Below are 21,659 nucleotides of genomic sequence, written 5' to 3'. Positions count from 1 at the left end.
CTGTGTATGTGGCAGTATCGTTAATTTATAGTTTGTATTTTAAACCAGTCTGTCTGACCGGAAACGGTATTTATAGTGAAGGCAGATCCTTTGGCTATTTCTTTACCTGTACTCATGTCTGTAACATGCGCAGGCGAGGGGAGGTGGATCTGGACCGGGCCATTATACAGACTGTGTACACTTAGCATGTTACCACTATATTCTACATTATATCCTGGTTTAGTAAAAACATGAACTCCGGCCTGGGCAGCAATGTTGGATAACAAACGACCGTCGAGCGTACCCAGCATTCCAAAATATACACTGGTCCAGTTCCCGAAACGTTTTACGGCAACGGCAGGTTCGTTATCTTCATACCTGGCCAGTACGGTAGCCTGTTTATCCGATACAACAAATCGGTGCAAGCCCCGCATTAATCCAGGAGTAGCGGCGCCTTTGCCCATCGTAGCCAGTGTTGTTAATCCTACCCCGGTAATGCCCGACAATCCAGATAACAATGGGTCTTTGCCCTCCGAATACTTTACTACAGGCCACTTTTTAAGCAGGTCACCACGGATATCTATACCTGTCAGTTTACTGATGTGCCTGTCAGACAATCCTTCATCATGGATGTATCCCGAAGCGTAGTTCCACACAATTGTTTTTTTATCTTTTTGAAGCCTGGCAGCGATCTGACTTCTTTGCTCATCAGTTAATAGCCAGGCATCTTTAATAATAAACATTTTATAGTCCTGACATTTTTCATATTTCAGCACGTCGGCCAGGTATAAATCATCAAATACAAGCCCAGACGCACCCAGATCAAAGCCGGTATTCCCGTCAAGAGCACGTAAGGGACTGGCTTCCCAATATTGCGACTCGTCTGAAAAGACAACCGCGATTTCCGGCTTAAACGGTTTCTGGTTGAGCAGTTCTGTTTCCTGGTATGCTTTAACACCGGAAGCAATTGTTTCCAGCATTTCAGGATCCCTGAAATGTGTACGCCCAATGTCGTACATCCAGAAGCCTAATCCTTTTGTGATCATTTGAGCTGCTTCCTTTTTAAAGGAAGTTTCAAACATGGCCGGTGTATAATCTGTGCTTAGCCGCTGGGCGTAAGTTTCATCGGTAGCATTTCGCAGCCAGGTACGCAGGTCAAGTTCTTTGATCAGCATCTTTCCGTGCACCGCAAAGGAACTCAGCGCAACGTTGCGTAAGCCGCCGGATATTCCAGGTAAACGGCGTGCATAGCTGGGCTGGGGAATCAGCGCATCAAGATTTTTTGATTGCATAAATATAGGCTCGGTACCCTGGCCCCGGCCGCCACCCATTGCCCAGGTCAGTCCGATCACCGGCCGCCCCATAGCGTCTTTGAAAGCCCCGGCAAGCTGATCTCTTATGATCATGCCCCGCTCAGACTGGAATTTTTTGTGGTCGGCATATTTACGGAACACCAAAGGATCGTAGAAAGCATTCGGTATCCCTGCTGCATTATTGGGAACTGCGCTGTAATCCGGAATTTTGGCATTGTCGAAGTTCACGGACTTGTCGTTCCAAGCTTTTTTTAAGGCATCTGCATTGATGTACTTCGCTTTCAACCATTGCTGAAAGGCAGTCACCGCTGCGCTGGAATAGTCGGGGTGGTTACTTGTATTGAACTGCCCATCATGGCCGCCGGCAATATGACAGCCGATTACACGGTTGGCATACTTCGATTTTTTTAAGGCTTCAACAAACAGGCGGATTCCTTCTTTTGCATCATCCAGGGCCTGCACGCTAAACGGTGAGGGCCACCAACGGCCACCTGCCGGCAGAGCGTCTGTAAAGCCTTTAAATAGCAATGCATCACCATAACCCCGTTGTCCACTTGCATTCTGCCAGGTCTGATCAGGATGTTTTTCAATCCAGTCATCTGGCCAGCGCACCATAAAGCCGATTAAAAACTTACTTTCAGGTGCGTTTTTTGCCGCAAACTCAAATCTTTCAAGAACCTCGGTAAAGTTAAAGACTTTGTTTTTTGGCCATATGGCTACCCGACCCGGCAACCCAATACCGGCATCATTCAGTTGAACGCTATAGGTCTGCAATTTGATTTTACCGTAGGTTTCCATCGCTGCATAATCTCCGAAGTTACCTTTGCTGCCAAAAGCAAAATGCAGTATCGGCGGTACTACTTTCCCGTCTACCACCAGTCTTGAACGGTTATCAATGGTCTTAATTTCTGCACTAACAGGTTTTAAAGGTTCAGCCGGGGCGCGTTGATTACTGCTTGCCAGCGTTTCCATTGGAGCCAGATTGAAACTGCGGTTAATGGCAGGTAGTTCGATATCGTCTAATTTCACGGTAACCGGATTGCCCCGCAGTACAATACGAATGAAAAATCTGGTATTTTCCGTAGCCTGAAGTTTAGCTGTTCTTTTGATCCAGTCGCCTGGCGTAGCATTTCTAAGCAAAGTCTGCGCCTCACCATAATATTCATCTTTACCAGCGGTTACACGTCCTTTCTCATCTTCGAACAAAATCTGGCAGGCAGACAATTCTGAGGCATTGTAGGTATTAAAATACATCCTGACCAGGCAGGTTTCTCCTTTCTTCAAATCAAAAAGCTGTTTCGAGCGAATGTATATTTCTCCACCGCTGCTGAATTTTTCCATCTTAATGCTCCCGCTTCCTGCTCTTCTGGTACTTTTATCATAACTCACCTGTCCCTGTCCTTTTTCCTGCTCATGAAAAGTCCAGTCTGAACTGATATTATTGCTTTGGAAGTCGAAGTTTTTCAGCTCAGACCCAACAGGGTCTGGTTCGAATTCCTTTTGAATTGCCGGAAACAGCATCTCCATTTTCTTGCGTAAAACAGGATCGCCAATGTATTTTGGATCTGATCTTAGTGCCACTATGGCTTCTACTTTACCCCTTAGTGTCGGAGATTTATCTACCCATTCCCGCAATACCGATATCCCTTCTTCTCCAATCATCATCAGTGCCCGGGCTGCAGAAGAACGGGTAACTTCATCGGCAGTATCCTCAAAATTCAAAGCCCAGTTTACCGTATCCTTTTTTGCGCTTAAATAGGTTATCAGTTTTGCTTTTTCTTCGGGGCTGGCCTGTTTTTTTTCTATGATACGTTCACAAAATCTTACCCGGCTATATAGCGTTTCTTTGGTATTCTGGGCGTAAACAGGCGCCTGAGCCGCGATGAAGAGGCCAAGGCTGCAAAGTGGAAACAGAAGGTAAGCAAATGATCTTTTCTTAGTAGCCATATTCTGTATTTGAAAGATTTGGATTACTGTTGATTGCCGTCATCGGCAGTGGTAAGATCTCGCTGTGGTTCGGTTTAAATTCCATCGCCACACGTTGTATGTATAAAGGTACAATCGCATTTATCCAGGTAAAAGATGCATAACCAGCCGGTACAGGGGTTGTAGGTGTTTTTTCATAGAAAGAGTTGCCCCAGATCAATGATGTTGCCCCGGTTTTATAACGCATGGTTTGCGGCAGATTGTCGTATGGTGCAATTTTGTCCTTCATTTTTGTTAAAATGCTTCTGGTCTCCTGAATTTTTGTCCAAAGCATATTCCACCTGATCAGGTCGTATTTTCTGATGCCCTCACACCCGAATTCAAGAAAACGCTCATTAACAATTGCGGTGAAAAATGCCTCTTTTGACGAAGGTGTGATCCCAATTTGACTTTCACTACCTTTAAATGCACGTCGCCTGACTTCTTCAAATGCTGATTTTGCTTCAGCAGTCGGACCATTGTTCAATTCATTGTCTGCTTCGGCAAACATCAGCAATACATCAGAATACCTTAATATGGGTTGATTGATGCCCCATCTTATAGCTTGTGAGCTGGGAAGGGGGTTTAACCAGTCCAATCTGAATTTCCCATTTGCCCAAACCGCATTCGGCGTTACAATCATTGTGTTCAGATCAATCTGGTAGGGTGCGATAGTTACATCTCTGCGGGTATCCAAGGGATCAAATGCATAAAAGTACGACGGCAGGATCCTTATTACCCCATTTCCTCTTATTGCAGTAAATCCTATAGGAATGATTTTCGGTCCATCCATAAATCCAAGGTTACCTTCCTGAGCTTCTATCCCCATGCCGGCTTCAAACATAACCTCTCCGTATTGTTCAATTTTGTATTTCAGGATATTGTCCTTAAATACGGCCTGAAAACTTGGGTTTAATGTATGTTTTTGCCTGTTTTGCATAATGTCTAAGCATTCCTTTTTGCAGATCTCATAATACTTTAAGTATTCGGCGGTACGCTCCATTTTGCCTCCTTTTCTGAGTGAGTATCCTCCTGCATGAAGCGCCAGTCGGGCCCTCAGGCCTTTCACAGCTCCTTTGGTAATGCGTTCGTCAATTACCGAAGCAACGCCGTCTCCGCGCCAGGGCACCAGTGTAGCGGACAGTTCCAGATCCTTCAATACCTGATCATAGATTTCCTGGCGGTCGGTTCTTGGCAGGGCGATGTTTTCCTGGTCTATACTGGGAACGAAGGGCGCAGGTACATCTCCCCAAACCTTTATCAACTCAAAATAGAAGAGGGCACGTAAAGTCAGTGCTTCACCTAAAAGACGTTCCAATTCAGCTTTTTGAGTAGCGGAGCCATTTTTATACAAGTCAGATGAAGGTATGTTCTTAATGCAGTTGTTCGCCCGTTCAATACCTACATACAGCTGATCATACAATATGGGAAGCTGAATATTGGTGGGACTTACGTTGTATTTTGTAATGTCTGTGATGGAATTGTCACTTACGCCGGGGGTTCCGTTATTAAACATCCCCTCATCTGTATCTAAGGGAAAGCGAAATGGAATATTACTGCCATTGAATACCAGGGCCAGCACCTGGTAAACTCCCATTACAGCGCTCTTTGTGGTGGGCACAGAACTGAAAACATATTTCTCAGGAAAACGGCTGTCCGGCTCCTCAGATGCAAGGTATTTTTTACAAGAGGAAAACAGGATTGCAACCACCATTATGGCTAACATTGTTTTCATGGTACAGTGCTTATTCAAGGTTTTCATCTGGTTATAATTTTTTTTATTCATAACGTTATAGTGTAACATTTAAACCGAATATATATGCTTTGCTACGCGGAAATGCAGAATAATCTACCCCGGCAATAACACCTCCTCCGCGGTTGCTGACTTCCGGATCAAAACCGCTATACCGGGTGAACACATGCAAATTGTTTGCAGTAAAATACACGCGGACCTTATTGACAAAGATGCTTTTCAGGAGCCTGGATGGGAGGCTATAGCCCAGGGTAACATTATTTACCCTTAGAAAAGAGCCATCTTCTATTGCCCATGAGTTTACATAAAAAGAGCCGGTTCCGGTATGTGGCGTCCATATTTTTGCGTTCTGGTTTGCTTCTGCCAGCAATACCGGATCGGTTATCGGATTTCCGGCGCCATCAATGTTCCTCCAGCGGTCTTTCATTATGCCAAGCAAATTGGTGCCCTGCACCATTGCATTCGTGAATTCAATTTTATTCGCATTGAAAATATCATTACCTACAGAAAAATTAAGAAACACACTTAAATCAAAGTTCTTGTAAGAAAACTGGTTATTTATTCCTCCAAGATATTTTGGATTGGCATTGCCTATGATGGTACGATCATCCAGGCTAACCTGGCCTTCGCCTGTCAGGTCCCTGAATTTGATCATTCCTGGCTTTGCCGTTGTTCCAAAGAGCTTACCAACATCTGGTTGCCCGGATTTAAGCGTATAGGTTGTGCCCACCCAATCAAAATCATCTACTTTGTAAAACCCATCATTAACCCAACCATACATAGTTCCAACAGACTCGCCGACCTTGATGAGGTAGTCTGCCGGGGAATTTGCTATGCCGACACCTGAAAACCGCTCATCGGTGCTTTGGGAATTGGCAAGTCTTACGATTTTGTTTTTATTAAAAGCAACGTTAAAATCCATGTTCCATTTAAAGGCTTTATGATCGATCAGTGTTCCTGAGATCTGCAGCTCTAATCCTTTATTCAAGGTTTCGCCAATGTTTTGAAGTTGCGTTTTGTATCCCGAATTTGTAGCAATCGGGGCTGCCACCAACAAATCCCGAGTACTGTTGCGGTAAATATCAGCGGTTAGCTGCAGCCGGTTTTTCAGGAATGAAAGGTCCAGACCTATATTTCTGGAAATTGTGGTTTCCCATTTCAGGTTTTTATTTGCAAGAGAAGCAGGATAGGAGCCATTTACATCTGTCTCGTTTAAGTTGTAACGTCCTGCGCTGGTGTAAGTCTGGAGATAGAGGTAATCCTGTATCCTGTTGTTGCCAGCCGCCCCGTAACTGACCCTGAGCTTACCCTCTGTAAGCGGCGAGAATGATTTCAGGAAATTTTCCGAAGAAAATTTCCAGGCTATAGACGCAGAGGGAAAATAACCCCAGCGATTAGCTGCAGAAAACTTTGAAGATCCGTCGGCCCTAAGCGTTGCGGTAAACAGATACTTGTCATTAAAAGCATAGTTGACACGGCTAAAGAAGGAGAGAAGCGTGTTTTTATAGGTGTCATTTCTAGGGAACCCTGCCCGTGGAACGCCAATTCCAACCTGGGCCAGTGCTTTTTCGGCGGTAATGCCGACAGCGTAATTTTTCATTTGCAGCGCGTCCGTCTCGGTTGCTGCACCGTAAAATTCATTACCCAATAAAAAGTTCAATTTGTGTTTTGCGAAACGTTTATCGTAAGTGAGTGTGTTGGAAATATTATAGGATGACTGGTTGATGGAGTTTAACAGCAACACAGGAGTAAAATCTCCATAATACCGACCCAGATTTGTGAACCAATCCCAGAAAACGTCTTTGTTCTGGTTATAGGTGCCGTAGCCCCATGTAGAACGAAATGTAAGCGCATTGCTGATGGAATAGTCAATGTAGCCGCTTAAGTTCAACATTTTGTCTATATTCTTTGAATATTGGCCATTAGAAGTTGCCACAGGATTGCTGACCGTAAGTCCGTTCCCGTTCTCTGTTTCTACCAGGTATTCGTAATCAAAATCGTCTTCGCCGACATCGCCAATCAGCATTGGGCGATATTTTATGATATGTCTGAGATTGTTGCTGGAAGCACTTGATTCATTGGAGGTTCCTGCACCCATGATCTTTTGGTTACTATACCTGACATTAAAATATCCCTTTAGCTTAGATGTGATGGTATGGTTAAACCGAAAGTTCAAAGTCTGCCTTTTGTATCCGGAATTCAATACAATCATTTTTTGGTTATTTCCAGACAAACTAAGACTGAACTGGGTGTTTTTAGTTCCGCCCAATATGCTCAGGTTGTGGTTGTCCTGCCGGCCATCATTAGCTAACATTTTTTCCTGCCAATCGATACCGGTCTGGCCTTTATAAGACTGTATATCGGCCCAGGTTCCGTAAACCGGCAATTTTCCGTCTACGTAGCCTTTATCTCTTTCCCACTGCAAGGTCAGAAACTCATAGGGGTTTAGTACTTCGAGCTTCTTTGCCAGCCTGTTAAATCCATAAGAGCCGTTGTAGCTAACCTGGGTTTTCATTTCTTTTCCGCCCCTGGTAGTTACAACCACCACACCGTTTGCACCGCGCGCGCCATAGATTGCCGTTGAAGATGCATCTTTCAATACATTTACGGATAGAATATCCTGGGGCGACAAACCTCTCAGTCCGTTTTCCATAGGTATTCCGTCTATGATATAAAGTGGGGAATTGTCTTCGGTAATTGAAGTCCCTCCGCGTACCTTTATACGTACTTCGGCGTCTGGTGAGCCTTCTTCTTTGGTTACCTGTAAACCTGCAAGTCGTCCGGTAAGTATTTCTTCAGCAGAGGTTATAGGTACATCCTGAATTTGTTTGGACGAAAGCGAGGATATGGCCCCGGTTACATCGCCCCGTTTAACAGAGCCGTAGCCAATAGCGACTACTTCATTTAAACCAATTGAACTGGGCTGAAGTAAGATCACTACATTGGTTTCTGTATTTATCTTTACTTTTTTGATATTGTAACCCACAAACTGGACAGTTAGCTCGGTTTGTTTTCCGGATAAAACCGATAACTTAAATTTACCGTTAGTGTCTGACTGGGATTTTGTACCTGATGTTGTGGTGATGGTTGCGCCCGGAAGCGGGCCTTTGGTCTCGGCATCTAAAATTTGTCCGGTTAGAAGCCGGTCCTGGGCAGTGGCATGGAGCACCAGGCCAGAGGCCAGGATCATGAGTAACAGATTTCTTTTCATTAACTTGGTTAGGTTTGGTTTGGATTAAATATAGGGTAAACTACATTTCTTAGAGCGGGTTACGATCGATAAAACATCGAGAACGTTATCGATAGCGTTCTCGGAAGCGTTCTCGGGAATGGTTGGCCAGCACCGGGTTCGCTGGTGTGAAAAATCCTCAGATGGCCCTTAGGTACTCTCCAGATAGCAGCGAACCTCAAATATTCTGGCCAATTCGTCGCCGTTTGTTTTTCTTACGGTAATTCGGATTGCATCGGCCTCGATTGGTTTAACTTTATGTGTTACATAACGCAGGTAATTATCTGTAACCTCGGCAAGTACGGAATGTTTGCCGTTACGGATACATTCCACCAGGTAGCTGGCTACAGTTTCAGGTTGAGGACCCACAATCTGATCGGCCTGCACAATATCCTGTCCGGAAATTCTCAGGAACCGGTTCAGGCCTGTATCGAAAGTCAACTGTACTGTATCCAGTTTAACAGGCTTATCCCAGCTGAGCTCTATCCATTGTTGTCCGTTCTTCATTTCTGCACGCCACTGGTGTTTACTGCCATCCCTGACATCCCTGTTGTATCCGTCTATTACCTGTACAGCAGCCCCATCCTTAGTTTCTGAAGATGCTTTAACCTTGGCTTTTCGGGCCAGATCTTTCTCGTCGGTATTTTGAATCCCAAGTATTGCCTGGTCCTGCCTGAGCAGCAATTGCTGGAAATCAGAAATTTTAGAGGTATCATTTCCAAGGATCCTGGGTAAAATATCATTGCTGATGCAATAGGCCATGGCCGTTCCTACGGCCTGGCCCATGATGGCACATGTAGCCATGACGCGGGTTGACGATAATGCCACATGGGAGGCACTGATATTCCTGCCGGCCATAAGCAAATTACTAATGTTTTTGCTGTACAAAGACCTGAAAGGAATAGAATAAGGTTCTTTAACGTAGATGGCCCTTGTAGGTTTCATATTCGCTCCATTAAAGCCTTCAGGCGGATGGTCATCAATTGGCCAGCCTCCGTAGGCTACCCGGTCGGCAAATAGTTTAGGTTTCTGGATATCTTCCTGTTTCATAATATAGTCACCCACCAGCCGACGGCTTTCGCGCTTGCCCGGTAACATTCCGATCCAGGATAGGGCCCAATTTTCAGCTTCCGGATGGTTTCCTGAATTTTTGATATAATCCCATACGCCAAATAATACGCTCAGCAGATCATGACGGTTTTTTTGACCATCTCTTATGCTATCCTCCAGGCCGCCAAGTTCAAGCCACCAGTAGCCATATTCGATGGATATGATTTTCCTGTATACAAAATCTTTTGCAGTAAACTTACGCGCCCATTTTGGTGGAGTATAAGGCATTTTTCTTTCATGTTTCTGGGCCATGAATAGAATACTGTTACCCATAGATTTAGTGTCGGCTACATCTATTGCAAGAGACTCTCCCCACAATGATCTGGCTTCACGGCCAATCATGAACTCGGCACCTGCCAGGGCGGCCAGCGTACCGTCTCCGGTACAATCTGCAAAGTATTTTGCCGTGATTTCAGAACGCTCCTGGGTTGGCGAACATATGGCTATAACTTTGGTGATTTTTCCATCGGCAATCTCAGCATCACAAACCGTGGTGTCGAGCAATAACGTGAGATTCTTTTCTGAAATTACTTTATCATATAATATGAAATCCCACATCTCGTAAGACCTTTGCGGATTATCAACGGAATTGACCAGAAAGATTTCTTCCAGAATACCTGTTTCCCGCCATCCCTTCTCCAATATGGTAGCGCCGGAGATGTGCATCCTGATTTCGCTACTTGCATTGCCCCCCAGTCTTGACCGGTCCTGGATAAATATTACTGTAGCACCATTGCGCGCTGCAGCGATGGCAGCGCATATGCCCGACATTCCGCCGCCGGCTATGACCACATCGGCGGTGTATTTTTTGGTTTTAAAAACACCTTGACCTATGCTGTTACCCTGTGTTTCGTTATTGGGGGTATCCTGAGCAAGGATAGTCCCCGCAGGCAACAACATAGCTCCAGACCCCAGACCCAGGGTCTTTAAAAACGCTCTTCTTTTTGTTTCCATACTCATTTTTAATTTTTCAGGAATTCTGACCATCCTGATCGTGATTATTGATTTGTAAAAATTTCTTGCTTTTTAATGATGTCCAACGCTTTTTGCACCTGCTGCCCCTTCAATAGCTTAATGTGGTCCTTTAACATTTTACCCGTAGCCTGACTCACTGTAACATCTTTCAAATGGCCAAGCATTTCGTTTTGCAGCTTGAAATCCAGCCTGGGCATCATTGCAACGAGTTGCTCCTGATATTTCGGCATTTGCCACACCTTATCCGGTAGTTTTGCTATAGCAAAATAGGGGATGTATGCACTCCCTGAGCTCACTAACCTGATCAGTTGAGGGATATATTGCTCAACTTCTGCGTTCTGAATTTTTTCGAGCGCATAATATTGATAGTGGTAGTTGTCGGAAAGCATGAACTGGTTCAGTAATTGTTTGTTCATCAGGCTGTCTGTATACCTGGCTATCCTTTCGGCAATTGGTCCGTTGACGATGTGCCACAAGGTATGTGAACTATATACTGCTCCGGAAACGACTGCATTTTTTAACGATGGGTTGGTTGCGCCGGTTACCACATCAACCTTTACCCTGGAAGGGATGCTGGCTTCCCGGTCTACCAGGTCTTCAGCCTCATAGATGCCTAATGGCGAGGATTTATCTTTAAGCAGGCTATACATTTTTTCATGGTCCTGGGGGGTAAACGGCTGATGATCGAATTTGGTTAACAGGCTATCTGGCGGTAGTTCATACTTGCTGAAATTTCCAAGCAGATCCCAGTATAGCCCGATTGAAATATTGTAGCATATGCCTTCTTCACAAACCGGGGTAGTTAGGTAAGCATAAAAATACCCGGGCATATTGTGAAGGTGGTATAAATATACCGGAACGGCGCTGCCGTCTTTAGTTTTAGCAGTGAATGCTATTTTCCTGTCGGTCTGCCTGGCATTTGCCGCTGCTGTAAAAACGAATACCATCAAAATGAATGCAATTGCATTTTTAATTTTTGTCATTTCAATTGAATATCTGGTTAGGTTATTTGGCTTAACAACACACTAAAGTATACAGAATACCAGAGGGAGTAAGGGAATTACGGGAATAAAACACCGGCAACGTTCTCGACGTTTTTGTATGCAGAAGTTTGTATATAAGCCCGGTAAATGAGTCATTTGCTTTATGAAGAAAAAATTCATTGAACTATCCAGGCCATTCCTATCGATGGCAGCAATGGTATTCCTTTTTCCATTTACTATTTGTGCACAGGTTGATACGCTACCTGATGTTCTTCCAAAAAACCATAGTGATTTAATTGAAGCAAGATTAAGATATCAGGCATTCCTTCAGTTTATGCACCATCAACTGCCGATTAAAAATCCAGGGGAGCTGGAAGTTCATGGATCGGCATTAAAGCAACAGATCATCAAAAAGACAGGAGTGCTTACAGACCCTAAACTCGACTTTAATTTAACAGAAACCGGAAGCACTCAAATGAAGGGCTACCACATCAAAAATATAGCCTTTCAAACACGCCCTGGCGTATATGCTACGGCTAATCTATATGTTCCGGAAGGAACAGGGCCTTTTCCGGCTGTAATTCTTATGATGGGCCATTCAAAAAACGGCCGTTTTTACGAAAACTACCAGTCGGTAGCGCATAGTCTGGCCCTTAACGGGTATGTATGCCTTAGCATTGACCCCTGGGGATCCGGAGAGCGGACAACTACCCATGGGGTGTTTGAATATCATGGTGCAAATCTTGGCGGATCTTTACTCAATATTGGTGAATCTTTAATAGGAATGCAGCTTACAGATAACATCAGGGGAGTAGACCTGTTGAGTTCTTTGCCGTACGTGGATGCCAAAAACATAGGTGCTACAGGATCGAGTGGAGGAGGTAACCAGACAATGTGGCTTGCTGCAATGGATAACCGCATTAAAGCAGCTATGCCGGTAGTAAGCGTAGGTACATTTGAATCTTATGTAATGCGCTCTAATTGCATATGTGAATTATTGAATGACGGTTTAACTTTTACGGAAGCCGCCGGCGTATTGGCTATGGTTGCCCCCAGGGCGATAAAAATGTGCAATCATACACAGGATTCTTCTCCTGCTTTTCTTCCGGTAGAAATGCGCCGCAGTTTTAGTAACGCCCAACCCGTATTCAGGATGATGGGGGTGGAGGATCACATAGCCAACCAGGAGTTTGATAAAACACATGGCTATTGGAAAGAAGACCGGGAGGCGATGTTGGGTTGGTTCGATCTGCATTTGAAAGGTATTGGTAACGGAGCGTCAAAAAAAGAAATTCCGTTCGATCTGCTTCCGCAGGAAAAATTGATGACTTATGCAGCAGGAAAACGCGATAAAAATGTTGTCAGTACAGCCGGGTTTTGTATACAACGGGGAAATGAGTTAAGAAAAGCCTATATCGAAACGAAAAGGTTTGATGCGGATAAAAAACGTGAGGAGCTTAAAGCTATATTGCGCATCCAGGAACTGCCGGTGATAAAAGAGGTTCACCACTATTCCAGCGTAGCTATGTGGGAACGATTTACGTTGAAAACCTCGGATGGAAAACTGATCCCTTTGTTATGTTTGAAACCTGCAAACAGATCATCTAAATATGTGATAGTTTGCAATTCTGGCGGTAAAAAGAATATTCCGGCAAAGGTAATTGATGAACTCAGGCAAAAAGGAGTAGGTATTGCCGTTGTAGAGTTATCAGGAACCGGTGAATTGTTGTCTTCCAGGGAATTGAAGGACAAGACCATGGTTTTACATACCATTTCCCGTTCAGAATTGTGGTTAGGGAGAACCGTTTTAGGGGAATGGGTAGAAGAGCTCTCCATAGTTTCCGGGTATCTGAAAACCAGGTTAAAGGCCACCGAAGTTGCTATAGATGGCAGCAGGGAAGCCGCAATAGCTGCAATGTTTGTAAGTGCTTTAGGGGGCGATGTAAATAACCTTGTTTTACGTGATATGCCTGTAAGCTACTTGTTTGATAACCGGGATTCAATAGATTTCTTTAACATGGCCGTGCATCTGCCTGGCTTCCTAAAATGGGGTGACCTGTCTTTAGCAGCTGCACTTAACGGAAAAAATATGCGCATGATCAACCCGGTAACAATGTCTGGCCGAAAGTTAACTGAGGATCAATTAAAGGCGTATCGCCTGGAATTTGCCAAATTTAAGAAAATGTTAAATCAAACAGGTAGTGTGACATTGCTAAATCTTTAGCCGGTTCATCTACCTATAAATTTTTAACAACCTTTGAAAGTAGGGAGGTAAGACTTTTCAGTTCTGTACTGGTAAGCGTTTTAGATGCCTTTTGGGCAACTGTTTCCCGGAAATTTTCGGAATTATCAACGATAAACCGACCCTTATCGGCCACGCTCAGGTTGAAGACCCTGCGGTCTGCTGAGGATTGTTCCTGTTCAATAAGGCCATTTTCGATAAGAAATTTAAGTTGCCGGGAAATGGCAGGGGCACTGATGTTGAAGGCCTTTGCTATTTGTTTACCGGTGCATTGATCATGCCGGTATACATACGCTATTATATTGTAGTGAGTGGCCGTTACACCGTTGATGTCACCTTTATTCATGTTCGCCAATATGAAGCACTGCAGATCTGTAAATACTTCATAAAAAAGCTTTTCGTCCTTGTTCATTACAATATAATAGTTAACTTTGTTAAATATTATCAAAGTTAACTAAAATGACGGAGATTATCATCACAAATGCGAGGCAAAATAACCTGAAGAATGTTTCTGTTACCATACCCAAAAACAAGATTGTAGTTTTTACAGGCGTTTCAGGTTCGGGGAAATCCTCGCTCGTATTTGAAACGATAGGTGCAGAAGCGCAGCGCCAGTTTAATGAAACACAAGGCAGTTTTATCAGGAACCGGCTCCAGCATATCGGAGTGGCAGATGTAGATAAGATCGAAAACCTGAACGTACCTATTATCATTAACCAGAAAAGGCTTGGCGGAAGCGCCAGGTCGACTGTAGGAACGGCTACAGACGTTTACGCGTCTTTGAGGCTCCTTTTCTCCAGAATGGGAAAGCCGTTTGTAGGATACTCCAATGTATTTTCATTCAACAATCCATTAGGGATGTGCCCCGAATGCGAGGGGCTTGGCTTTGTGCAGACGGTAAAAGTAAATGCGCTTATAGATAAGCAGAAATCGCTAAACGAGGGCGCAATTCTGTTCCCGACTTTTCAGCCAGGTGGCTGGCGGCTGACGAGATATACGCTGTCTGGCTATTTCGATAACGATAAAAAGCTGGGCGATTATAGTGCAGAAGAAATGGACAGGCTGTTAAATGCCCCTGAACATAAGCCTAAAAAACCTTATCCGGAATGGGGGAAGACCGTGAAATACGAGGGCATAATCCCCCGTATTGAAAAGGCATTCCTAAAAAAGGAATCAAAAGAGAACATCACCCGGAAAGAGGCTTTAAAAAATATCATTGCAACCAGGCCCTGCCCGGTCTGCGGCGGTAAAAGACTAAACGATAAGATCCTGTCCTGCAAAATCAGCAATAAAAATATTGCAGACTGCACCGCGCTTTCTATTGACGGGCTTTTGGAGTTTGTCGGTTCGCTACATTCGAATACCTATGAAATCATACTTGATGAACTTAAAAAGAAGCTAAAGAACATCATGGGCATTGGGCTGCAGTACCTGACCCTGGATAGGGGTACAAATACACTTTCTGGCGGAGAAAGCCAAAGGATAAAAATGGTAAGAAACCTTGGCAACAACCTTACGGATCTGCTCTATGTATTTGACGAGCCAAGCATTGGACTTCATCCACAGGACCTGCAGAACATCGCGTCAATTATCAAACAGATAAGGGATAAGGGAAATTCGGTATTGATTGTTGAGCATGATCCCGATCTTATCAAAATAGCGGATTGGGTTATTGATATGGGGCCGCAGTCTGGCAAAAACGGTGGTAAGATTGTTTATGAGGGAACTTTTGAGGGCTTAAAAAAATCGAAAGGAAAAACAGGTTTATATTTTGCAAAGGCACCTAAGGCCAATAGCCAGCCAAGGAAAGCGCAAGGTTATCTGGAAATTGAAAATGGCCATCTCCATAATCTTAAAAACGTAAGTGTAAAAATCCCTAAAAATGTAATTACAGTAGTTACCGGAGTGGCTGGATCGGGCAAGAGTACGCTGATCAATAAGGTATTGCCCCAGTTTTATCCGGAAATAACGGTTATTGACCAATCCCTGTTTGCTGCCAGTATCCGATCCAACCTGCTTACCTACCTCCACCTTTCAGATGATATGAGGGAACGGTTTTCGAAGGCCAACCATGTTTCCCCGAAGCTTTTCAGTAAAAACAGCGAGGGTGCCTGCAAAAATTGCAGGGGAATAGGTGTAGAAAAAATTGATCTGGCATTTATGGACGATATAGAACAGCCCTGCGAAGTTTGCGGAGGATCGGGCTTTAAGCCGGAGGTTTTAAAATACAGGTATAATGGCAAGAACATCATCGAGGTAATGGACATGACGGTTGAGGAAGCCATTGAATTTTTTCCAGACAAATTGTATGAACAGTCTTTTACCATGCTGTTTACGCTGGGTTTGGGCTATCTTACTTTAGGGCAGCGGCTGGACAGTTTTTCTGGCGGAGAAAGGCAGCGCCTGAAATTGACCAGGGAACTTACACAATCCGATAAAACGATTGTTCTGGATGAACCAAGTACCGGCTTACATCCCAGTGATACCCAAAAACTCCTGGATTTTATGGACGCCATGACCGAAAAGGGAAATACGCTGATTGTTATAGAACATAATCTTGATGTCATCGCCCATGCAGATTGGATTATTGATATTGGTCCCGGAGCCGGACAATACGGAGGAAAGGTTTTGTTCTCTGGAACAGTTACCGACCTGTTGAAAGACAGGGTTTCCTTAACGGCAAAATACCTAAGACAGCATCTGGGCAAGCCGCTAATCAAAAACTGAGGTGCTATTGTTTCAAATAATGAAGCGCTACACATCCTGATTTGAAATGGATGGTATTGACCAGCTTTAAACTAAGATTTTCCTGAAGGCTTCCCGGATCCAGCAGTCGTCTTCCTCTTCCTACGATCCCCGGATGAACAACCAGGTTAAATTCATCGATAAGGTCTGCTTTGATCAATTCCGGAAGCATGCTGACACTGTCTACTGATATTTTTTTACCGGGCTGCTGTTTTAGCTTCAGCAGCTCTTCTGCAGGGTTACTGCGGATGATACGCGTTTTTTCATCGCCACTTTCCAAAGTTCGTGAAACCACAACACGGTCAATAGCGCTAAACCTTTCGGCAAATCTATTTTCAGCTGCTGTGCCGGATTGATCCCTCGCCACATCGCTCCAGTATGGAAACATGAGCTGGTAGATGACACGGCCGAAAAAGAAGAGGTCTACATCGTCCATCGTTCCGGTAAAGTACTCCAATACCTCTTCGGCCGGATTAAACATAGTGTGGTCACAGTAGCCGTCTATGCTAATGTTCATACCAAATGATACAGTTCTCATTTTATTGGTTTTTGTTTTTAAGACTATAAGCCAAAAATAAGCCAGGATTTGAAATATTTTGAGGGTATGCTGCGGCAAAAACAGGGGGTTGTTAAGCCAATAGTATTAGTCTAGCTTAACTATAAGATTTTCTATAACTGCGTAGCGGCCTTCTTTTATTCTTTCTTTCCTTCTTTCTTAGCACGGTCTGATAAAAATTCCTCGATTCCCATTGTAGTAGTTCTTTTTGTTATGTTAGCTACTTCTTTATAAATCGCGAAACGGTTTTACTGGTTAAAAGAGAAAATCACAAGCTCATGGAAGCGCTGAGGTAGGATGCTGATGAACACCTGAAGTTATGTAAGATCTGTTAATTATATTTGATTAACTAATTATCTGAATTATGAAATCTCTCCTAACGTTTGTTTTATTCATTATTTTTTCCCTGACTAAATTATTTGCCCAAAATACTACCGAAGCGGTAACAATGGAGGGCGATACCGTTCAGTTGTTTACAAATAAGACCTGGAAATTTAAACCCAGGCCAGCCGCTGATGTTTACGACATAGACAGCAACAAGTACAAAACTGTCAGAATTGGCGACCAGGTTTGGATGGCCGAGAACCTTAAAACAACCAGGTTTAAAGATGGTACGCCAATTACAAATGCAAAGACACTGGAACAATGGAGGGGCAGTCTTGCGCCTGCCTATGCGGCTTATAATAACGACAGTTCGCTTGTTGCTGAAAATGGACTGTTGTACAACTGGGGTGCTGTAAGCAGCAATTCCTGTTTATGCCCCGAAGGATGGCGGGTGCCTACCAAAGAAGATTATGAGACGATGCTCAGAGCCAATACCAAAAGCCTTTACTATAACGTAAATAATACGGGCGGATTCATGGCCAGGTTAAGCGGAGCAAGATATATGAGCAATGCTGGTCAATTTCTAAGTTATAACTTCAGTGCCCACTTTTATACTTCCAGTATCACAGCAAAGAATGATCCCTATTTTCTATCACTTACCCCAATTTATTCGAACACTGAGGTGAGGGCTTATGATGGTACAAACCCAAAAGAATCCCGCCTTTTTGGGCTGTCGGTAAGATGCATCCGCATGGAACAACCCTTTCAAACTTTTTCCCAGCACCCCTCTGTACAACCTCAAAACCCATCGGCAGGCGGTGCTACAGTAGTTAAACCACAACCTAAACCAGGTTATACAGCAGTGTATTCTGCTAGCAGCGACGGAACGCAGGGCACTAAAATTTTATATTTTGTTAAAAATGGTGTGGTTTACGCTGCGGATCAGTCCAATAATGTTTCTACACGTGTACTCAGGTACATTGTAGGTGAAAAGGTGTTTGGTGCTGATGCGAATACCGGTGCCAGAACCAACACGGTTTTATATTATATAGTAGGCACAAAAGTGTACGCTGCAGACCTGCAAACCCGGGAGCGTACCAATACCGTACTGCATCATATCGTAAATAATGTAGTTTATGCAGCAGAAGCCTATACCGGGGCAATAACAAACAGGAAGCTCAGGTTTATTATTGGTGGCGAAATAACGGATTAGTTTGCTTGTTTAGACATTAGGTTTCCAAGAGGAAGTAAGGGAAGTAAATTGCCATACAAATCCGGTCTAAACGGGCTTTGAGCAGGTTTAAATCAGGTGCCGAAAGCGGCACCCTTTAGCCGAAAATGCTATGAAACGCGCTTCTGCAATCTTTGACAATTTCAATTGGCAATCCTTCTTTTATATGAAAGCGGATTTTACCTTCCACTGCAAAACACCTAAGATAGCTGGTTAAGGCCCCAGGCTGACTATCCGACTGGAAAAAGAGTTGATATACTTTGGCTATCTCTGCAAGCTTTTCATTGAAAAGAGAGGTCTGAAATGGTGTGACAGCAACGCCTTTTGGGAATATGAACATATGGTACAATTAATTATTTTCTATTTTTTTTACCCTTACGGCATTAGGTCCTTTAGGTCCTTTTTCAAGGTCAAATGTTACCTTGTCATTATCTTTTATGGGTTCCAAAAGAGCGTTTTTATGTACAAAAATCTTGTTCCCGAATTTGTTTTCAATAATGAACCCGAACCCTTTTTCAGCGCTGTAATTTGTTACAATGCCTGCATTCTCTTTTTTGGACTCATCAGCCGGAGCTGCGCCCAGTTGGATGTCTTCCAGTTTTATTTCACCGCCTGTGGGTTTAACTGGCTTGTCGGTAAAGTTGCCATTCTCGTCAACGTAAGCGATCATATCTTCAAATGAAGTAGTGCCGCCTTGTTTACGGCTTTCCATTTTCTGGGCCTTTTCCTGTTTCTTTTTTGATTTTTTCTTATTTCTTTCTTTTTTGGCGAACGATTCACCCATAGAACTCCTTTTTTATTGTAAAGCCTTAAATGGCAAAAATCTGATTTTGGAGTATGGTGTTTAACCACATCCTTAAAATGTTATTCAAAATACGGGGGCTGGAGAAGCAAAGACTGAAGGGGAGAAACTATTCCAACTATATCAGGCAAAGACAGAACCTTGTTATTTTTGACAAAGATACATTTAAATAACCGGAATAACTAATTTATAGATGGAAGCTGCCGGGGGACTGCAGCCCGACTATTACAAAAAAACAGATGCAGATACTCCTTACCTGGAATTTTCGATCACCACCAGGGGTGGAAAAACGATAAAAGTAAGTGTTAAAGCACGAAAAGAATCTTTACAATCCGATAGTTAAACCCAGGCCAACATCTATAGTTCCAGTTTTTTGTTTAGATGATGGTGCCGTTATTGTAGCGCCATTAGCAGTAGCAGTATATCCTTTAAAGTTCACATTTGAATTGTTGAAATCGCCGTATAATTTTAATCCTAAATTGCTGTTCAGCTGATACTTAAATGCCATACCTGCCAGATAAGCAAAAGAGGTTGCCGATTGGGATTCCTGGCTTCCGGACGAAGATCCAATACCCGGAATACTATAATTTGCATTTACTTCCGGGGTTGAGGTAAACTGAACACCTGCGGCTTCCCTGAATTCTATTGCAAAATTTTCACTTTTTGATAAAGCAAATGTTTGGGTTAAACCAGCCAGAACAGACCCCATTTTCCATGTACCTGTATTAATAGACATGCTACCTCCTGAACCATCTGGTAACGTATAATTTAATGCGTCTTTAGCAATTCCGTGAATTTTTCCCTTTAAAATAACAATTGCACCTACAACTTTAGAGAATTGATATTGGTACCCCAAATCGACATAAAAACCTGTTGCAGCCAGTCCTGCTTTTTCATCACTGGCTTTTTTTAAGCCAAAATCCCCAATGGGAAAGCTTGGCCCTAATCCAATAAACAATGATGATTTTTTAGCAGCAGATTGAGCGAAAATGGTTACTGAACAAAAAAGTAAAAGAGCAGAAAATAGGAGCTTTTTCATATTGAAAATTTAGCGTTTGTTTTTACAAATGTAGCAGGTATTTTGTATTATCAAAATATGGCCAATTGATGTGAATGTACTGGGTAGTTTGTTGCATATGCTTAAAATAATTCTTTAAAGGGTGGGCAATTGCACCCACCCTTATGATTGAAACCCTTGGTGAATCCAAGTAAACTAGCGCTTTTTTACCCACTTGGCCTCTTCTGTGATTTTTGAAAAGGATCTTCCTCTTTTACGCTTTTCGTGTTCTGAGGCGGAAAAATGCCAGGATTCTCTGCGCAATTTGAGGTAACTATTGTAAGCTTCAGTTGCTAAGTAACCATTGTTTACTGCTGTTATAACTGCACATCCTGGTTCATCTACATGCCGGCAATCGGCGAAACGACAGGATGCTGCAAAATCTGAAACATCAAACATAGCTGTCAATACATCTGAATCGTCTGTAGCTAAACCAAATTCTCTGACACCAGGAGTATCGATCAGAACACCGGAACCGTTCATCAGTATCATTTCTCTCCGTGTTGAAGTATGCCTTCCTTTACCGCTAGCGCTGCTTGTTTTGGAAGTGGCAAATACCGTCCGCCCGCACAACGCATTAATTAAGGAGCTTTTCCCTACACCCGAAGATCCAACAAATACTGCTGTTTGTCCCTGTGCAATAGATTTACGTACGGGAAGCAATGTTTCCGGAATATGGATGGTGGTGAAGAATATAGGCATTTGGAAGTAAAGATGCGCTAATGACTGATTTACTTTACGCCTGTTAAATTCTAAATCCGATTTGGTAAGTATCAATATGGGCTGAATACTTTCTTCCAGTATCTGAACCATAAAACGCTCTATCCGGCGAACATTGAAATTGGCATCAAGGCTTTGAACGATAAAAGCCTTGTCTACGTGAGTAGCTATGGCCTGTTTATCTGATACTGTGCCACTTTTTCTTCGGTATAAAGTATGAACGCGGGGTAAGATGTCGACGATTAACCCCTTGTCCTCGTCAAAAGGCTGAAATATAACCCAATCGCCCGTACAGGGAAGTTCAAATGAAGGCCTTCCGTAAAGTAAATTACCGGTTAGTTCGCATAACAGCAGGCCCTGTTCTGAGATAACCTCGTAATTGGTTTTGTTTACTGCAGATACGCGGCCATGATAAAGATGTTGATATGAAGAGTTTTGCTTGAGCTGGAACAGCTTATTGCTCCAACCATATAATGATAAGTTATTCACTTTCTGTAATTTAAAATGATGAAATAAGATTGTTTAATTCTTCCTTATCCGAATGGCTTGCCGCATATAAATCACCTCTGGTAACATTAGAGATACCAAACTGACAGGCTTAAAAACAAGGCACCCGGAATCAGGCAATCATTTCAGCCGCTAAACTGCAATATGTGAATAGTTGTTGCATGAACA

General features: G+C 43.3%; 14 protein-coding genes. 4 read left to right on the top strand and 10 right to left on the bottom strand.

Going from position 1 to position 21,659, the window contains the following annotated elements; all coding sequences use genetic code 11:
- Nucleotides 1–20 precede the first annotated feature (20 nt).
- The 5 genes from ABIE26_RS07610 to ABIE26_RS07590 form a co-directional block, all read right to left on the bottom strand.
- Nucleotides 21–3,239, bottom strand: coding sequence for a hypothetical protein (locus tag ABIE26_RS07610; RefSeq protein ID WP_310138305.1), 3,219 nt, complete (start codon nucleotides 3,237–3,239; stop codon nucleotides 21–23).
- Nucleotides 3,229–4,992, bottom strand: coding sequence for a RagB/SusD family nutrient uptake outer membrane protein (locus tag ABIE26_RS07605; RefSeq protein ID WP_310138307.1), 1,764 nt, complete (start codon nucleotides 4,990–4,992; stop codon nucleotides 3,229–3,231). The genes ABIE26_RS07610 and ABIE26_RS07605 overlap by 11 nt, the downstream gene beginning before the upstream one ends.
- A 55-nt stretch (nucleotides 4,993–5,047) precedes the next feature.
- Nucleotides 5,048–8,221 (bottom strand): SusC/RagA family TonB-linked outer membrane protein, encoded by a 3,174-nt coding sequence (locus ABIE26_RS07600; RefSeq protein WP_310138308.1) that lies wholly within the window; start codon nucleotides 8,219–8,221, stop codon nucleotides 5,048–5,050.
- A gap of 168 nt (nucleotides 8,222–8,389) precedes the next feature.
- On the bottom strand, nucleotides 8,390–10,303 hold the full coding sequence (locus tag ABIE26_RS07595) for an FAD-dependent oxidoreductase (protein WP_310138310.1): 1,914 nt from the start codon (nucleotides 10,301–10,303) through the stop codon (nucleotides 8,390–8,392).
- A gap of 44 nt (nucleotides 10,304–10,347) precedes the next feature.
- Nucleotides 10,348–11,307 (bottom strand): hypothetical protein, encoded by a 960-nt coding sequence (locus ABIE26_RS07590; protein ID WP_310138312.1) that lies wholly within the window; start codon nucleotides 11,305–11,307, stop codon nucleotides 10,348–10,350.
- A gap of 163 nt (nucleotides 11,308–11,470) precedes the next feature.
- Between ABIE26_RS07590 and ABIE26_RS07585 the strand changes: the two genes are divergently transcribed.
- A complete protein-coding gene (locus ABIE26_RS07585) occupies nucleotides 11,471–13,531 on the top strand; it encodes an alpha/beta hydrolase family protein (protein ID WP_310138315.1) in 2,061 nt (686 codons plus the stop codon).
- Between the two features lie 13 nt (nucleotides 13,532–13,544).
- Here ABIE26_RS07585 and ABIE26_RS07580 read toward each other — a convergent pair whose 3' ends face one another.
- Nucleotides 13,545–13,961 carry a MarR family winged helix-turn-helix transcriptional regulator gene (locus ABIE26_RS07580; protein WP_310138317.1) on the bottom strand — a complete coding sequence of 139 codons (417 nt, stop codon included), beginning with the start codon at nucleotides 13,959–13,961 and terminating at the stop codon, nucleotides 13,545–13,547.
- Between the two features lie 47 nt (nucleotides 13,962–14,008).
- On the opposite strand from ABIE26_RS07580, the gene ABIE26_RS07575 reads away from it, so the two are divergent.
- The gene (locus ABIE26_RS07575; RefSeq protein ID WP_310138319.1) at nucleotides 14,009–16,276 is read left to right on the top strand and encodes an excinuclease ABC subunit UvrA; all 2,268 of its coding nucleotides are present in this window, start codon (nucleotides 14,009–14,011) and stop codon (nucleotides 16,274–16,276) included.
- 4 nt (nucleotides 16,277–16,280) lie between these two features.
- Here the strand turns inward: ABIE26_RS07575 and ABIE26_RS07570 are convergent, their stop codons facing one another.
- Nucleotides 16,281–16,832 carry a dihydrofolate reductase family protein gene (locus tag ABIE26_RS07570; protein ID WP_310138321.1) on the bottom strand — a complete coding sequence of 184 codons (552 nt, stop codon included), beginning with the start codon at nucleotides 16,830–16,832 and terminating at the stop codon, nucleotides 16,281–16,283.
- Nucleotides 16,833–17,214: 382 nt separating this feature from the next.
- Here ABIE26_RS07570 and ABIE26_RS07565 point away from each other — a divergent pair, with 382 nt between their 5' ends.
- The gene (locus tag ABIE26_RS07565) at nucleotides 17,215–18,387 is read left to right on the top strand and encodes a fibrobacter succinogenes major paralogous domain-containing protein (protein ID WP_310138323.1); all 1,173 of its coding nucleotides are present in this window, start codon (nucleotides 17,215–17,217) and stop codon (nucleotides 18,385–18,387) included.
- Nucleotides 18,388–18,754: 367 nt separating this feature from the next.
- Here ABIE26_RS07565 and ABIE26_RS07560 read toward each other — a convergent pair whose 3' ends face one another.
- A complete protein-coding gene (locus ABIE26_RS07560; protein WP_310138327.1) occupies nucleotides 18,755–19,189 on the bottom strand; it encodes a cold-shock protein in 435 nt (144 codons plus the stop codon).
- 211 nt (nucleotides 19,190–19,400) lie between these two features.
- On the opposite strand from ABIE26_RS07560, the gene ABIE26_RS07555 reads away from it, so the two are divergent.
- On the top strand, nucleotides 19,401–19,550 hold the full coding sequence (locus tag ABIE26_RS07555; RefSeq protein WP_310138329.1) for a hypothetical protein: 150 nt from the start codon (nucleotides 19,401–19,403) through the stop codon (nucleotides 19,548–19,550).
- Here ABIE26_RS07555 and ABIE26_RS07550 read toward each other — a convergent pair.
- Nucleotides 19,533–20,246 carry a hypothetical protein gene (locus ABIE26_RS07550; RefSeq protein WP_310138330.1) on the bottom strand — a complete coding sequence of 238 codons (714 nt, stop codon included), beginning with the start codon at nucleotides 20,244–20,246 and terminating at the stop codon, nucleotides 19,533–19,535. The two genes, ABIE26_RS07555 and ABIE26_RS07550, sit on opposite strands and share 18 nt — an antisense overlap.
- A gap of 174 nt (nucleotides 20,247–20,420) precedes the next feature.
- Entirely contained in the window at nucleotides 20,421–21,473 is a 1,053-nt protein-coding gene (gene rsgA / locus ABIE26_RS07545) for a ribosome small subunit-dependent GTPase A (RefSeq protein WP_310138333.1), read from the bottom strand.
- Nucleotides 21,474–21,659 lie beyond the last annotated feature (186 nt).

Source organism: Pedobacter africanus (assembly GCF_040548825.1).
GTDB classification, from domain to species: domain Bacteria; phylum Bacteroidota; class Bacteroidia; order Sphingobacteriales; family Sphingobacteriaceae; genus Pedobacter; species Pedobacter africanus_A.
The sequence above is the reverse complement of the archived record's forward strand: the minus strand, read 5'-3'. Positions and strand labels throughout refer to the sequence as shown.

Excerpts from the sequence above, each read along its gene's own strand:
- ABIE26_RS07610 (WP_310138305.1), bottom strand. The coding sequence starts at position 3,239 with ATGGCTACTAAGAAAAGATCATTTGCTTACCTTCTGTTTCCACTTTGC.
- ABIE26_RS07605 (WP_310138307.1), bottom strand. The coding sequence starts at position 4,992 with ATGAAAACAATGTTAGCCATAATGGTGGTTGCAATCCTGTTTTCCTCT.
- ABIE26_RS07600 (WP_310138308.1), bottom strand. The coding sequence starts at position 8,221 with ATGAAAAGAAATCTGTTACTCATGATCCTGGCCTCTGGCCTGGTGCTC.
- ABIE26_RS07595 (WP_310138310.1), bottom strand. The coding sequence starts at position 10,303 with ATGGAAACAAAAAGAAGAGCGTTTTTAAAGACCCTGGGTCTGGGGTCT.
- ABIE26_RS07590 (WP_310138312.1), bottom strand. The coding sequence starts at position 11,307 with ATGACAAAAATTAAAAATGCAATTGCATTCATTTTGATGGTATTCGTT.
- ABIE26_RS07585 (WP_310138315.1), top strand. The coding sequence starts at position 11,471 with ATGAAGAAAAAATTCATTGAACTATCCAGGCCATTCCTATCGATGGCA.
- ABIE26_RS07580 (WP_310138317.1), bottom strand. The coding sequence starts at position 13,961 with ATGAACAAGGACGAAAAGCTTTTTTATGAAGTATTTACAGATCTGCAG.
- ABIE26_RS07575 (WP_310138319.1), top strand. The coding sequence starts at position 14,009 with ATGACGGAGATTATCATCACAAATGCGAGGCAAAATAACCTGAAGAAT.
- ABIE26_RS07570 (WP_310138321.1), bottom strand. The coding sequence starts at position 16,832 with ATGAGAACTGTATCATTTGGTATGAACATTAGCATAGACGGCTACTGT.
- ABIE26_RS07565 (WP_310138323.1), top strand. The coding sequence starts at position 17,215 with ATGAAATCTCTCCTAACGTTTGTTTTATTCATTATTTTTTCCCTGACT.
- ABIE26_RS07560 (WP_310138327.1), bottom strand. The coding sequence starts at position 19,189 with ATGGGTGAATCGTTCGCCAAAAAAGAAAGAAATAAGAAAAAATCAAAA.
- ABIE26_RS07555 (WP_310138329.1), top strand. The coding sequence starts at position 19,401 with ATGGAAGCTGCCGGGGGACTGCAGCCCGACTATTACAAAAAAACAGAT.
- ABIE26_RS07550 (WP_310138330.1), bottom strand. The coding sequence starts at position 20,246 with ATGAAAAAGCTCCTATTTTCTGCTCTTTTACTTTTTTGTTCAGTAACC.